General features: G+C 37.9%; 9 protein-coding genes and 1 pseudogene. 5 read left to right on the top strand and 5 right to left on the bottom strand.

Annotated elements, in window-relative coordinates; all coding sequences use genetic code 11:
- Positions 1-45: 45 nt before the first annotated feature.
- Together PSF27_RS02450 and PSF27_RS02445 are read right to left on the bottom strand one after the other, a co-directional pair.
- Positions 46-1,524 (bottom strand): DUF3999 family protein, encoded by a 1,479-nt coding sequence (locus tag PSF27_RS02450; RefSeq protein WP_272680815.1) that lies wholly within the window; start codon positions 1,522-1,524, stop codon positions 46-48.
- Entirely contained in the window at positions 1,521-4,379 is a 2,859-nt protein-coding gene (locus PSF27_RS02445) for a DUF2339 domain-containing protein (RefSeq protein ID WP_272680814.1), read from the bottom strand. The genes PSF27_RS02450 and PSF27_RS02445 overlap by 4 nt, the downstream gene beginning before the upstream one ends.
- Positions 4,380-4,977: 598 nt before the next feature.
- Between PSF27_RS02445 and PSF27_RS02440 the strand changes: the two genes are divergently transcribed.
- From PSF27_RS02440 to tnpA, 3 genes are all read left to right on the top strand, one after another.
- The gene (locus PSF27_RS02440; RefSeq protein ID WP_206083927.1) at positions 4,978-5,901 is read left to right on the top strand and encodes an AEC family transporter; all 924 of its coding nucleotides are present in this window, start codon (positions 4,978-4,980) and stop codon (positions 5,899-5,901) included.
- A 153-nt stretch (positions 5,902-6,054) separates the two neighbouring features.
- Positions 6,055-7,038, top strand: a complete 984-nt coding sequence (gene glpX, locus PSF27_RS02435; RefSeq protein WP_272680813.1) for a class II fructose-bisphosphatase — start codon at positions 6,055-6,057, stop codon at positions 7,036-7,038.
- A gap of 202 nt (positions 7,039-7,240) precedes the next feature.
- The gene (gene tnpA / locus PSF27_RS02430) at positions 7,241-7,696 is read left to right on the top strand and encodes an IS200/IS605 family transposase (protein ID WP_272680812.1); all 456 of its coding nucleotides are present in this window, start codon (positions 7,241-7,243) and stop codon (positions 7,694-7,696) included.
- A 116-nt stretch (positions 7,697-7,812) separates the two neighbouring features.
- Here tnpA and dtpA read toward each other — a convergent pair whose 3' ends face one another.
- Positions 7,813-9,285, bottom strand: a complete 1,473-nt coding sequence (gene dtpA / locus PSF27_RS02425) for a dipeptide/tripeptide permease DtpA (RefSeq protein WP_272680811.1) — start codon at positions 9,283-9,285, stop codon at positions 7,813-7,815.
- Between the two features lie 938 nt (positions 9,286-10,223).
- On the opposite strand from dtpA, the gene PSF27_RS02420 reads away from it, so the two are divergent.
- Positions 10,224-11,261, top strand: coding sequence for an SEL1-like repeat protein (locus PSF27_RS02420; protein ID WP_272680810.1), 1,038 nt, complete (start codon positions 10,224-10,226; stop codon positions 11,259-11,261).
- 86 nt (positions 11,262-11,347) lie between these two features.
- Positions 11,348-11,581, top strand: a pseudogene (locus tag PSF27_RS02415) (tryptophan 2,3-dioxygenase family protein); the annotation flags it as partial.
- Between the two features lie 427 nt (positions 11,582-12,008).
- Here PSF27_RS02415 and dpiA read toward each other — a convergent pair.
- Together dpiA and dpiB are read right to left on the bottom strand one after the other, a co-directional pair.
- Entirely contained in the window at positions 12,009-12,689 is a 681-nt protein-coding gene (gene dpiA / locus PSF27_RS02410; RefSeq protein ID WP_272680809.1) for a two-component response regulator DpiA, read from the bottom strand.
- A 2-nt stretch (positions 12,690-12,691) separates the two neighbouring features.
- A complete protein-coding gene (gene dpiB / locus PSF27_RS02405) occupies positions 12,692-14,320 on the bottom strand; it encodes a sensor histidine kinase DpiB (RefSeq protein WP_272680808.1) in 1,629 nt (542 codons plus the stop codon).
- Positions 14,321-14,680: the final 360 nt, after the last annotated feature.

The following is a 14,680-nucleotide window of genomic DNA, read 5'->3' as shown; positions in this document are numbered from 1 at the left end:
ATCCGCTCTCTTTTATGCTATTTCTATTCAAATAATGAAACGGTTTTATAATTCACCTTTCTCATTTTTGTTTCCAGAATTCACTTCCTTGAGCAAATACCAACAGAAATAGAGTAAAACAACAATCCCGATAAATAATAAAATCCATAATGAGATTGTTAACCAATTTGGGCCTTCATCGACAAGATCGGTCGCCGTTAGTCGCTCAATCCCCCCTAACGGCACGATTTCAGCGTCGGGATAAGTAACGGGATAACTCGACATTAGCTCTGCAACTGTATAAGTTTTCCCAACTAATTGGTTATACGTTAAATTTTCTTGTACAGCTTGTTTGTTTCCCCACACTAATAGGTAAGGAGCAGCCCCTTGCACATTAAATATCAAGTTGAGTGCATCTCGTTTACCCACAATACGTGGGGGTTGATCCTCCCAACTCCCTTTTAATGCAGAAACTCTTAATGAGCGGATCATTTCACCGTGTAAAACAATATTTGTATTACTAACCGTTTCACCGTTTGCATGCTGGTTATATGCCACAATATTCGTTAGTGGTAACCAGCTTTCCCCTCTATCTGATGAGTATTCTACTTTTAAAGGGATAACACGATTAGATTGCTGTAATTGTATTTGCAGTTCATCTAAAGGCTGCATTGAGGGTAATTGATAAATAACATGTTCCCGTGAAACCCCATCATTGGTCATTTCAAAATGGAATGACTCTTGACGACGAGTTGTTTTTAACACATCCGCATCAGCGCTTACTTTTAGTAAGTTAGGGATAACAACATCAGGGGAACTCGCAATAATGGCCAAAAGATAAGGTGCTTTCAAGGCTTGAGCATTACCATTTAATAATTCAATTTGATTACTTGCAACAGTTTGATCATCCAACGTTAAATTCATAATAGGTTGATTTGTCGCCACATTAACCCAGTCTTCTTTATTATTGCTGGTAAAAATAAAGGCTTTTGCTTGCCAATCTTTTTCATGTTTAGCCCAATCCAGTGTTAGAGTTTTAATCACTGCATTTTGTTCTTGCTCTTCATTTCGAGTCAACAAATAAGCTTGATAAGATGCTTTATCTTTTGCTTGTGTATTTGGTAGCTCAAGACGATTAACTTTACCAGGTATAGATTCGACAAGAAGATATTGCCTATCTTTACGCATATCTTCATCAGTATTCACATTATCAATACGCGTAACTAAGTGTTGAGGCGTAAATGACACTTTTGCATTAGAAATAGATTTTTCAGCATCATAAAAAAGTACTGATGGAACTTCATCCCCTATTCCATTAAAGACACGAACATCTTGTAATGTATTTGGATAGGCAGAATTAAAGTAAGCATTCGCAGGCAGCTCAAGCCAATAAAAAGGCTCGTTTGTGTCTGAAATATTTATTTCTGCTCCCTGATAAAAATTATAAGGTGAATTATCTTTAACATCCTCGCCATATAAATGGCTCGAAAATAATAATGATAATGAAAAGACAGCAAGTAGCCCTCTGTATTTACTTAGACTCATGATTGCGTTTCCTGTTCGGATTTTCCTTTTGACTCTTTTGGTGGCAAAGGAGAAAAATACCCCACAATTAATATTACCAATGCCACACCAATAAAGGAGACAGCACGCGTAATTCCACCTTGTCCGTTAATATCAATTAAGAATAATTTTGCAATAACACAAGCAAAAATACCTGCACCGAAGAACCACCAGATCCGATTTTTCTTGATTGCCGAAATCACTGCACACATTAGTGCTGCAAGAGCCCAACTAATCGACAGAACGGTTTGTACTAAGCGCGAATCAAACAAGGTTTCATAATGCCAATTAAGCCCTGCAAAGTCAGCCGTTGCTCGAATGAGGATGCCATTAAACCACAAGGCTACAAGAGCGATGATTGCAACCAGTAACACTCGAAAAATCCAGAAGTCTATCTCAGTGACTTTACGTATTTTTTGCATAAAGCCTTTACGCACTAAAATAATCGCGGCAATGCTAAACAACCCTGCTTCATCTAATGGATTTATCAGTGGAATGTAATTCCAGAACGTTAATTTACCATCTTCTAAATTAGCATATCCCGATAAGACAACTAACCCAACAACAACGGGCAACAAACTATACCAGTAAATCAGTCCATTACGTTTCATTGGGGGCATTCTATTTTGCTGCAACCAATACAACACTAAAATTATTAATGTTATCGCCATAACATAAATAAAATAGCCCATTTCATGTTGCATTCCCCAAGGAAGAATAGAAACGAACCAATTTACTTGTGTTACAATAAATGCAAGGATTAACCATAAATTCGCGCCATGTAATACTCTTTGCATCCATGGGTTGCGAAGCTTATAAGCGTGGATCACAAATAATATAGAGCTGCCTAATACGACTGGCCAAATTAAGGAACCTTCACCTCGGCCCATCGGATTTTCATCATTTAAGAAATCGATACCGAGATAGTAATAACCCGCAATCCATAAGAAAGATTGGCAAAGAAGTAAAGGAACCCAATTAATACGAATCGCAAATAACCGCCAGAACCATACCGATATCACGACTAAGACCAGCATAATAAAGGATCCAGATTCACGGCTCCAGGAAAGTATATTAGTGAACATTGGCAACCAGCAATACCATGCCACTATTCCCATCACTAAAAAACCATAGCTAAATAATGAATAATTACTATCTTCATTTCGGCGAATGTGGAATAAACCACCCGCACCAAAGCAAGCAACAAGTAATACTGGCACCATATAAGTGCTGCTACGACTCCAATATAAGAATGGATAATCACTTAATAAAGTCACTACACTTACTAAAATCAGTAATGACCCTACCGCAGCTAATTTCCTTTGGTTTTGCTGTAAGCCAAACCACAGAAGTAATAACCCTTCCAATGACCAGATAATAGAAGTCCACTCAAATGTCAGCGCTAATGGTATGGCAAGGGTGACGAACCCAGCACCAATGATAATATTGCCTAGCGCCATATTTTTGCCAATTTCTTTATAACGTTTATGAACTTGTAACCCTGCCACGAGGTACAATAAGCCAATCAATAGCGAGATAAATGCAGGTAATAATCCTACGCCTTCAGAAATAAAGAATTGCAACACAATACTAATGAAAGGTGGTACAAATAATAAAGTATTATCAACAAGAAGTTGTTTAGTGTGTTCGAAGCGTAATGAAAAGAGTTGTGTTAATGCATTAAAAATGATCAGGTTAGCGATAATAAATAATTGGCAAGATAGATAATAGTCAGATTGATAATTATCTAGCCCCCATAAAAGCGCCACCCCATAGGTCATAACCAGTCCAACGAGGTTCAATGGTCGCCATGCTTGCCACACACTAATAATTAAAATACCTGTTGATAACATCAGATAGTATGAGAAGAGCACGATGTGGCTGCCACCACCTGTAGATAATAGGATAGGAGCTAAATAGCCACCTAATGACGCTAAAACAGCTAAACTAATTGTACGTTGTAATAATGCAAGAGCGATACTGGCGGCACAAATTAACAACATAAACGCAAAGGCCATTCCATATGGCAACATGGTGTATAACTTAAAAGCAGCGAAAATAGTAATATATAAACAACCTATTCCCCCGCCTTGTAAAATTAAACCAAAAAGTGTTTTTTTATTACGTAACCACCAGCCCACACCTAATAGTATTAAACACCCTACCGCGCTGAATACTAAACGCATTTGTACAGAAATAATTTCGTTTTGTACGCTGTAGTTTAATAAGTAAGCAACACCAAGGAATAATAATAAAATCCCAATTTTAGCAACAGGATTACCTTTTAATAACCAAGTAAAGAAGTGACCAAATATTGATTTATCATTACTTGGCATATTTTGATTTGCATCCCAACCCTGTACATTTTTTGTTGTATTTTCTTTGGTGCTATTAAATCGGTTTGGGTTTACCTTAGATGACAAATTGCTATTAAACCGGTTTGGATCAACATCAATATTATTTGAAGGCGTTGAAGGTGGTAGCGTCGTTATAAGCGCGTCTTTCACCCGTTCAATATTATCCCTAGGTTCTGCCTGTTGGTAAGCAACTGAGTTTTCAGCGACTATATCTTGTTCGCTTTCTGTTGAAGGCACTGAGTTTTGTAGTATTGATTGTTCAATATCATCAGTTTGCTCTGGGATGAGTTGTGTAATCTCTTGATGCGTTTGTTCTGCAATTGGGGATTCTGATAAGATACTCTGCGATTTTTTAAACTGTGCAACTTGTGTCTCTAATGAAAGAACCTTCTGATTTAACTCAGAAATTTGATATTGCATTCGCCCGGTACGACTCAGCGAAACTATCGCTAAAATCGGTGCTAGTATAACAAGAATCACTAATATGAACCCTACTAGTATCCAAGTATCCACAAATAGGTTTCCTCATAATAAAATCCACAGTTTTAGATATGGCAAAGTGGCGTTTTGTGATTATCGCTAGTGTAGATATCATTGATTCTCTTGCCAACCAAATGTAATAAACTGTTACAAAATACTTCGTTTTAGTTGTGGTAAAAGCGCTCTTATCACACAAAAATGATAACCATTATTAATACGTGGTTTAAAAGCTAATGTAACTAAGAAAACCCTTAATCATCATTTAGTCATATTCAAAATAAGCAATAATTTGAATTTATTTTAATTTCCCGATAGTCTATTTAAGATGATTACTCCAATAAATTTAAAAATATAAATTTAAATAGTGTTTTTAAATTTATTTATATATACACTTATCAATTAACACCTAAAAAACAAGCAATCACTATCATTTAATGATGACAACAATTTGAATTTTACATCATCATTGTTATGTCAATTAATAATTGAAATACCAACAGAGACTGAAAATAAAGCTTATTCCAAAAGGCAAATACATACCGCTAGTACATTTGTAAAGATTGTCGAAATAAGAAGAATAGTATAAGGAGAATTCTTCATGCTACTCCATATCATCCTCGCTGCACTTGGTCCAATCGTTCTTGGTTTAGCTGTTGGTTGGCTATCTGGGAAATATGGTTTTATTAAAAGAGAATATTCACAGGCTTTTGCTGACTTTGTTGTCAAAATTGCCTTACCATTCGCATTATTTCTTGCAGCCGCTCAAGCACCACCATCTGTATTGCTCAATATCGATTACTTATTAGCGTTGGCTGTCGGATTAATTGCAACTTATGTTATCGGGTTTGTTTTCGGTAAATTTATTTTTCGTCACAACAAAAAAGATGCTGCCATGCAGGCATTATCGGTATCATTCCCTGATATGGCCTACTGTGGGCCACCTGTCTTATTGGCTACTGTCGGATCATCTGGATTGATTGCAATGGTATTAGGTAACCTTATTTATACTGTTATCATCATTCCATTCACCTTACTGATGATTAGTGGCTCTCAACAAGGTCATAGCGTTTTAAAATCAATTGGTAAAGCGGTTGCCCAACCTTTAGTATTTTTGCCAATCCTAGGTGCATTACTGGCTATTTTTGGCGTGAAGTTACCTGAAATCTTACAAAACTCCGTCAATGAACTAGGAAAAACAGCGGGAGGGGTTGCTCTCTTTTTCCTTGGTCTGTTACTTTCAGGTATTAAGTTAACTATTAGCAAAGAAATTATTTTTAACGTCTTTATTAAAAACTTTGTTCAAGCAGCCTTGATTTTAGGGACGGGTCTTGCATTAGGCCTACAAGATGACTTATTAAAAGCAGCCTTTATTATTGGCGTATTACCGACTGCGACAGCTGTGCCTGCTTTAGCCATTAGTAACCAAGCTTATACGGAAACATCCGCAGGGACAGTGTTACTCAGTACCCTCGCCGCTCTGATTTCTATTATTGGTGGTATTGCCATTGTCGAAATGCTGTAACCCCCCTGAATTAAAGCAGGTCAACTTTTGGCCTGCTCTCTCTTTCATCCCACTTAGCTGGTTTTATCAGCAATTATTTGCAAGATAGATCACAAAAAACGTATCATAGCGCTAAGTATTTTTTCTTTTAAGCATCTGGGATATCAATAAATAATGAAAATCAGTGATGAGTTAGCCTCCGCTATCGCTTCCGTCACCGAAGTTGCTGCCATTGCAGCCTTCGACTGGGTAGGTAAACAAGATAAAAATGCTGCGGATAAAGCGGCTGTTGAAGCCATGAGAAATCGCCTTAATGAAATTGATTTCTATGGAAAAATTGTGATTGGTGAAGGTGAAATTGATGAAGCGCCAATGCTTTATATCGGTGAGCAGGTGGGTAAAAAATCGGGTGTCGAAGGGCTTGATATTGCGGTTGACCCAATAGATGGCACCCGAATGGTTGCCTGTAATGAGCAAAATGCAATTACTGTTCTGGCCGCCGCACCAACAGGCTCATTACTTCAGGCTCCTGATATGTATATGGAAAAACTCGTTGTGGGAGCGGCGGCAAAAGGTGCCGTTCATTTAAGCCACCCGCTTGAAAAAAACCTTGAGTTTCTTTCATCTGCATTGAATAAACCCATTTCGCATCTTTCCATTGCTGTTTTAGATAAACCGCGCCATGAACACATTATCAAAACCATTCGTAATTTTGGCGCTAATGTAATTACCATTCCTGACGGTGATGTTTTAGCCTCATTACTAACAATACTTCCAGAACATCCAATTGATATGATGTATGGTACAGGTGGAGCACCAGAAGGTATCATCAGCGCAGCAATTGCACGAGCGTTAGGTGGCGATATGCAAGCTAGGTTGATCGCTCGAGATAAAGCAAAAGGTGATAGCGATGAAAATAAACTGCTCGCCATACAAGAAGCGATACGTTGCCAACAAATGGGCATCGAAATTGGTGAGATTTTATCGTTAGAGCAAATGGTTAATACGGACGATGTCATTTTTGCTGCTACTGCAATTACACCAACAGTTTTAATGGGAGGTATTTCAACAGATGCCTATAGTCGTATTTCGAATACCCTTCTAGTTAATGGACGTTCTCGTTCGTTAAAAATAATCAATAACCGCTATTTTAACTAGCTTTTTGATGGTATTAAAAAAGGGCCTCGTGGCCCTTTTTTAATTGATTATGGCTTTAGCCAGTTTAAGTCGCGTTAGCGTCTTAAACATAAAACCACCTGCTTTGCGGGTGGAGTCAAAGGGTTATACCAAGAAAAACACCTTTCCGTTACGATATAGATGTTCAAGCTAATATTCGTAACTTAAATAAGGAAAGGTGTTTATGGGCATTAAAGCACAAAGCTCAGCGCATACAAAGTGGCTGTGTAAATACCATATCGTCTTTTCGCCGAAATTCAGACGGAAAGTGATTTTTAATAATATTCGTTCAAGTGTGGGTGAGATATTACGAGACCTTTGTAAGTATAAAGGTGTTGAAATAATCGAAGGGCATCTGATGCCAGATCATGTTCATATGCTAGTCAGTATTCCCCCAAAGTTAAGTGTTTCAAGCTTTATGGGGTATTTGAAGGGTAAAAGTTCGTTGATGATCTTTGATAGACATGCGAATTTAAAATATAAATTTGGCAATAGAAAGTTTTGGTCAGAAGGCTACTATGTAAGTACGGTAGGGTTAAATGAAGCAACAATTCAGAAGTATATCAGAGAGCAAGAAAAGTCAGATTTAATGTCAGATAAACTGAGTACGAAAGAGCATATAGACCCCTTCAAGGGGTAAGACAAAGTAGCAAAGACACTTAGCTTGAACGAAGAGAAAGCAGCGTCATTTAGGCGCAGTCGGTAATAAGCCCTTATAGGGCTAGAGCAAACCACCCGCTATGCGGGTGGTTATGATTACTCAGCGCGGTCTAACGTCATACGATTTAACATTGGTGCGGTTAACACCATAATAATCGCAATCGCCCCAGTCACTAAGCCTATCTTCAAGAATACATCACTGTATACAGCTAATGATTCGACTTTACTGGTCAGTTCGCCTTCTGGCGCTGCGGCCATCGAGGCAACATACCCTGCAATAAAGGCAGCCGCAGAGTTCGTTAAGAACCAAGCACCCATAATGAAGCCCATTAAACGCTGTGGTACTAATTGAGCTACCATCGCTAAGCCCAAACCAGAAATCATCAGCTCACCAATACTTTGGAAACCGTAACAAATCACCAGCCATTGGACAGACACAATACCCGCTTCGTTAGCAAATTTAGCACCTAGTGGCAGTACTAAGAATGCCGCAGAACACAGAACCATCCCAATCGCAAATTTATGAGGCATCGGCAAATTATCACCCATTTTGTTATAAATTGCCGCTAAAATTGGGCTACCAATCATAATCCATAATGGGTTCAATGCTTGGTACTGTGCAGGTTCAATTGAAAAACCGAAAACTTCGTGCTCAACATTATGCAATGCAAAGAAGTTTAATGAGGTCGGCATTTGACTATATAAAACGAAGAAAACTATTGCTTCTAACATCAGAATTAATGCAACAATCATCCGGCGACGCGCAGTACCTTTTAAAGCGAGCGTTTCTTTAATGAAGATAACTAAAATCCCTAAAGAAATGATTGCTAAAGCTGTACGTGCAACACCTAAGTTATGCAGCAACCATGTAGAAATGGTAATTAATGCCACTACACCAATCACAGTTGCCACTAAGCGAGAAATCACTACTGGCGCAAAGTCAGGTTTCGAACCATGCTGAGAAACCCATTTCTTGCACATATAGAAGTTAATCAATGTAATGATAAGACCAACGACACTCAGAGAGAACGCAACGTCCCAACCGTAGTGTTTGGCTAACCAAGGCGTTGCAATCATAGAGAAGAATGAACCGATGTTTACGGACATGTAATACATGGTAAACGCGCCGTCCAAACGTGGGTCATCTTTTTCATAACAGGTTGATAATAAAGAAGACGGATTTGCCTTAAATAAACCATTACCCACTGCTATAGTTGCAAGCCCTACATACACCATTGACACATCATGCCCTGAGAAAGCGACAAATGCATACCCTGCAATTAAGGTCAGTGTCCCTAAAACGATAACGCGTTTTGTGCCTAAGATTTTATCCCCTAACCAACCACCTATTGCAACAAAGCCATAAACTAATGCTGCAAATGCAGAGAATAAGGTGATGGATTCGGTTTCTGACATGCCGAGAACTTGGCTCAGGTATATAGGCAGGATACCTTGTAAACCGTAGTAACCAAAACGTTCCCAGAGTTCGATAGAAAAGATGAGATAGAACGAGCGAGGTTGCTTAAACGCGTTAAGACTGACTTCCTCTTTATTATTTGTTGTGGACACAAGTTACCTCTAGTACAACCTGTACATATGCAAAAAAACCACGGAGCGCTCGTTGCGCTCTCGCATTGTTATGATCTCAAGAATTAACGTTGGAAGGGCTCACTACAAATTAGAAGAGCGTCATTCCCTGACCTCAAAACAAACAAAAAACGTGTGTAGAATTGTTTTTAGATCTCAAACATAAAATTCAATGAGTTAAAGCACATTTGATTATTTATTCAACTAAGACAAGCAGATAACCCGCCAAGAACGCAATAATCAATTAAGCCATATACGTTATTTATGCACCAAAATTAAAGAATTAGCTAGCATTAATTACCATATGAATCAGATTTTATCGTGATTTACTTCAATTTTTCACAAAATACCAATATTATTATCGACCACTAATTAATCAGTTGTTTCTCTAATGTTAAGGATATTATTCCATATTTTAATTATATTCATGGAATATGTCATACCACATTAACTCTGTATCCTCACGTTAACTTGGGGATAATCTCAATGGGAAAAAGGCATTTTATAAATTGGAAAGTGGCGATATCGTCATGAAAGGATGTTGCTCAGGAATTTTAGACAAAAAAAAGCCCAGTAAATAAACTGGGCATAATGCATTCTACTCAAGGATCTTTTTGCTAAATTCAAACTATCACTACGTAGGTGCATTATTACATTACTTCGTGTAAAGAAATGAATGATGAGGGTAAATATATGAATGTTTACGCAAGCAAACAGAAATATAGTTACTATTAAGACCTATGTACTTCAAAAAAAGTTCATCTTTTTTTTATTTTTTCTGCATCTTTTTTGATGGCAATAATTAACCATTTGATTTATTGATAATAATGTACAATCAACCAAATGATTGCACTGAACTCAGCAACACGATAATTTACCTTAAATGATTTTTTAAGAAATATAGCTCGAAGGAAATCCCTGTGAAAAAAAATTTTTTACCCTTATTTTTGATAAGCTGTTTATTCATTCCTTCGGCTTTCGCGGAAAAAGTTAGCACACCGCTGGATGAAAAATCACTGATTGAACTTGCCACTCAAGGGCAAGCTGAAGCTCAATTCAATTTAGCGATGTTTTACCAATCTCATGGACAGCTTAGCGATGCCTTAAAGTGGTATCTTCTTTCTGCTAATCAAGGCTTTAGTAAAGCTCAAATTAACTTGGCACTGATATACCAGGAAGGTTCTGGTGTCCCTAAAGATGAAAAACTGATGCTACATTGGATGCAATTAGCTGCTGAAAATGACGATCCTATTGGCCAAATGAACATGGCAGAATACACACTGCATGGCATTGACAATCTTTTAGAGAAAAACCCAGAATCTGCAGAACAATGGCTTAAAAAAGCGGCTGAACAACATTTCCAACCAGCGATGCTCACGTTAGCTTATTGGTATGAAGAAGGAAAAGCGGTCACAAAAGACCCGCAAAAAGCCCAAAAAATTTATCTCGCACTCGCTGAACAAAATCATCCACAAGCACTCTATTTACTGGGCTATCAAGCCGCAACTGGTATGTACGACAAAGTCGATTATGCCCTCGCGTTTGATTACTTCACACGCGCTGCTGAGCTTGGTTTCTCTCCTGCACAAAATAGCCTCGGCATGCTATACCTGACGGGCCAAGGAACGAAAAAAAATACGCAATTAGCCATCAAATGGTTAACCCTCGCCGCCAAGCAAGGGGAAGTCTCCGCTCAGTTTAATTTAGCGTTAATTTATGCGCGCGGCGATGGTATTAAAGCCGACCAAGAAAAAGCCTGTCATTGGTTTATTAAGGCCGCCCAACAAAATAGTGCTGATGCGCAGTACGCAAGTGGTGCCTGCTACCAATATGGAATGGGTGTTGAACAAGATGAGGTGAAAGCACTACGTTGGTATAAACTTGCCGCAGCAAAAGGCAATGAGCGTGCCGAGAAAAAAGTGCTGATTCTAGAAAATAATTTGAAAAATAATCAATAGCTCAGATTGCTTAATATTTTTGTTAGGCTGTACTTAATTTTTAGTGCTATTCATGCCTGTATTTCTCTTTATATTAAGTTTTTCAAATCACCCATCAATCAACTGAACTGTGGTTGAAGCTCAATAATGAAGAAATCATAGAAGCCACTCGCGCACTAAAAGGCCAAAAAATTCATTCCACAATTGCCTTTATCCAACGCGCCACGGAGTATATTAATTTGATTACTGAACAAATTAATATACTCCGTCATCTCACACCTTGGAACTTTTTAACTATCCGCCCTGCGTTTGGCACGGGATCAGGTATGGAATCACCAGGTTGGCGTGATGTCGCAATTAATGGCAAAAAATTGAATACGCAATTTAACCTTTACATTCAGCAGACAAAAACTGATTTGATGACAATTTATACCCAGCTAGTACAAAATGATGCTTTTAATTTATGTGAAGCACTCATTAAATGGGATGAACAGATCATGGAATGGCGCATGCGCCATTATAAAATGGTTATTCGCACTTTAGGGCATCAAACCGTTGGAACGAAAGGCACATTAACGGATGCCATGGCACAGCAAATTTTTATGAAATTTTTTCCCGCGTTATGGGATGTTAGAACGCAACTAACTGAACGTTTTACTGAAAAAATAACGACACTCAATAGAAGACTGGCTATTCTTTTATGGCAGTTCACGATAAAACATCTGCACCCCTATAGTATCGGTGCAGATATTCTACAAAATAAAAACCTTACCGCTTGCCACGATAAATTCGTTGAGGGCGCCCAACTTTTCCGTACTCTATCTCAGCTTCAATCTTATTTTTTGCTAAGCAGAACTCTAAGTAGCGTCTTGCCGTTGTACGACTCAGTTTAATTGTCTCTGCGATGCTTTCTGCAGTATATTCCGCTTCAAGATCGGCAAACAATGCTAAAACCTTTTCCAACGTGATCACATCAATACCTGTCGGCAGTTCCTCTTTGGATTCACCGCGTGCATAAGTATTAAACATATCATCGATTTTACTCTGGTTCGTTTTACTGTTGGTTTGTAAAACAGATTTACGCTGGATATATCTATCCAATGTTTGGCCTAAACGTTCATACGCTATTGGCTTAACCAAATAATCAAAAACGCCAAGACGAATGGCTTCAGTCACCGTTTCCATATCACTCGCTGCTGTCGTAAATACGATATCAGCACTATTTCGTTCTTGAATTAATTCATGAACGAGATCGATTCCTTTGCCGTCAGGTAAATAGTTGTCCAGTAAGATCAAATCTGGCTTCATGTATTCAATCATTTTTCTGGCTTCAGCTAAATTACCTGCCAACCAAACCTTGTCACAAGCTGGATATGCTTTAATGTACTCGCCGTGCATCTCTGCTAAAAGCAGCTCATCTTCCACAATGAGGATTTTTATCTTAATCATTTTTATATCTTCACTTTCGGAATAAAAATTGAGAATACTGTACCATGCGGCTGATTTTCTTCAATAATTACCGCGCCATTACAGCGTTTAATATAAGAAGCAACAAGATATAACCCTATACCATGACCTTCCGTCATTTCGGTTTTCGTTGTCACTCCGCGCTCAAACCATTTGTCTTGAATTTCTGCAGGGAAACCGCATCCTTGATCTGCAACCTCAATGACAATCTCCCTTCCTTCATCGGAAAGGTATAACTCCACTTGTTTATTACCCTGGTTATTTTTCAAACTGGCTTCAAATGCGTTATCGAGCAAATTACCTAATATGGCACAAAATTCTGTACTATTTAAGGACTCAGGCAATACATGAAGCTGGCTGCCTGGTGTAAAAACCAACTGTAAGCCCAATTCTTTTGCACGGTGATACTTACCAAACAATAACCCAGCAACTTGCTTATCAAAGAACTGTTCACGTAACGAATCTATAAGTTGTTGCTGAGATTCAGACTCACCTTTAATTAATGCAAGCGCTTGATCATATTCTTTCATTTGCAATAAACCACTCAACGTAGACATCCAATTTAGATGCTCATGCCGCAGAGTACGCAAATTTTCTACGTATTGGCGTACTTGTGTCAATTGGGAATTTAATGATTCAATATCATTTTGACTGCGGAAACTAATTACTGCGCCAATTAGGTGATTTTCGTCCCAAATTGCAACTCGATTAGCTATCACATTTAATCCATTAAATTCACACAATACATCATGTTGAATCGTAGCAATATCTACGGTAAAAAAATCAGCAGGCGAAATATGCTCTGAGATTGATTTACCAATAAGTTGCCCTGTTGGTTTACTTAAAGACAACATCTTTCGTGCATTGGAATTAATATTAATAATTTGCCCATGCTGGTTTACCGCGATGATCCCTTCAAAAACAGCATCAAATATTCCCTTTTGCACAAGAACTAGCTGCGTAATTTCTTCAGGTTCCATCCCCAGCATTTGCCGTTGAATTAATCGCGTAAATCCCCAGGAAAGAAATAATAAAATGACCAGAACGCCAAGAAAAGTTGCTCCCGTTTGGACAAACAGCTCGCTACGAGAAGTGTCTATCTTATTGGTTAGATAACCGATGGATACAACACCAATAATTTTTCCATCTTCATCAAATATTGGCGTTTTTGCTCGCATGGCATTACCAATGGACCCTTCCCCACCAATAAAATAACTTTCACCACTTTCAAGCGCCCCTGGCTTATTCCATTGCATTTTATAGCCGACTTTTTCACTGTTCGGATGATAAAGCCGCATGGAATTTTCATCGCCAATCACGACATAGTCGTAATCAGAATCTTGGTTTAGTTTATCTGCAATAATTTTCAGTTGTTGAATATCACGGTGTTTAACGGATTCAATCACGCCATCCATTGACGCAATCAGCTTTGCTTGGCTCATGGCTAACGAGCGAATATTCGCCATCATCCTATTTTCAGCCGTATCCGTAAAATATTTACCTAGCCCTAACGTCAAAAATAACGAGACAACCAATAGAAGAAAGAAAACTCGCACTGAAAAGGAAATTGAGTTTACTTTTATCAATGTAGAGAAAGCATGCTCTTTTTTCATATAGGCTCTTGTTACCAACTGAAAAGTAAAAAACTTGTTACAGTAGAAATCACAGAATAATTGATATTAGAAATATAAGCTAGAGACATAATACACATATTATTAATTAAACACATTAAAACCAAGCAATAAAGCACATATCGAATAATTAAAAACATTAAAACCATTAAACAAATACAAACTCATTTTAGAAACATGAAATAGGTCAAATATATTAAATATAGGACCTTTAATATTAATCTTGAAAAAGATAATTAAATAAGAGTTTATATTTTTAAGAATAAGAAAAACCAAAAAATACTTATTTAATTAATTTTAACATTAGCAACATTTTAAAAACATCTCTAAAAGAGATGCAGG

Origin of the sequence: Providencia sp. PROV129 (assembly GCF_028482245.1) — a bacterium.
Lineage (GTDB): Bacteria > Pseudomonadota > Gammaproteobacteria > Enterobacterales > Enterobacteriaceae > Providencia > Providencia vermicola.
This window is presented reverse-complemented; position numbering and strand designations above follow the sequence as displayed.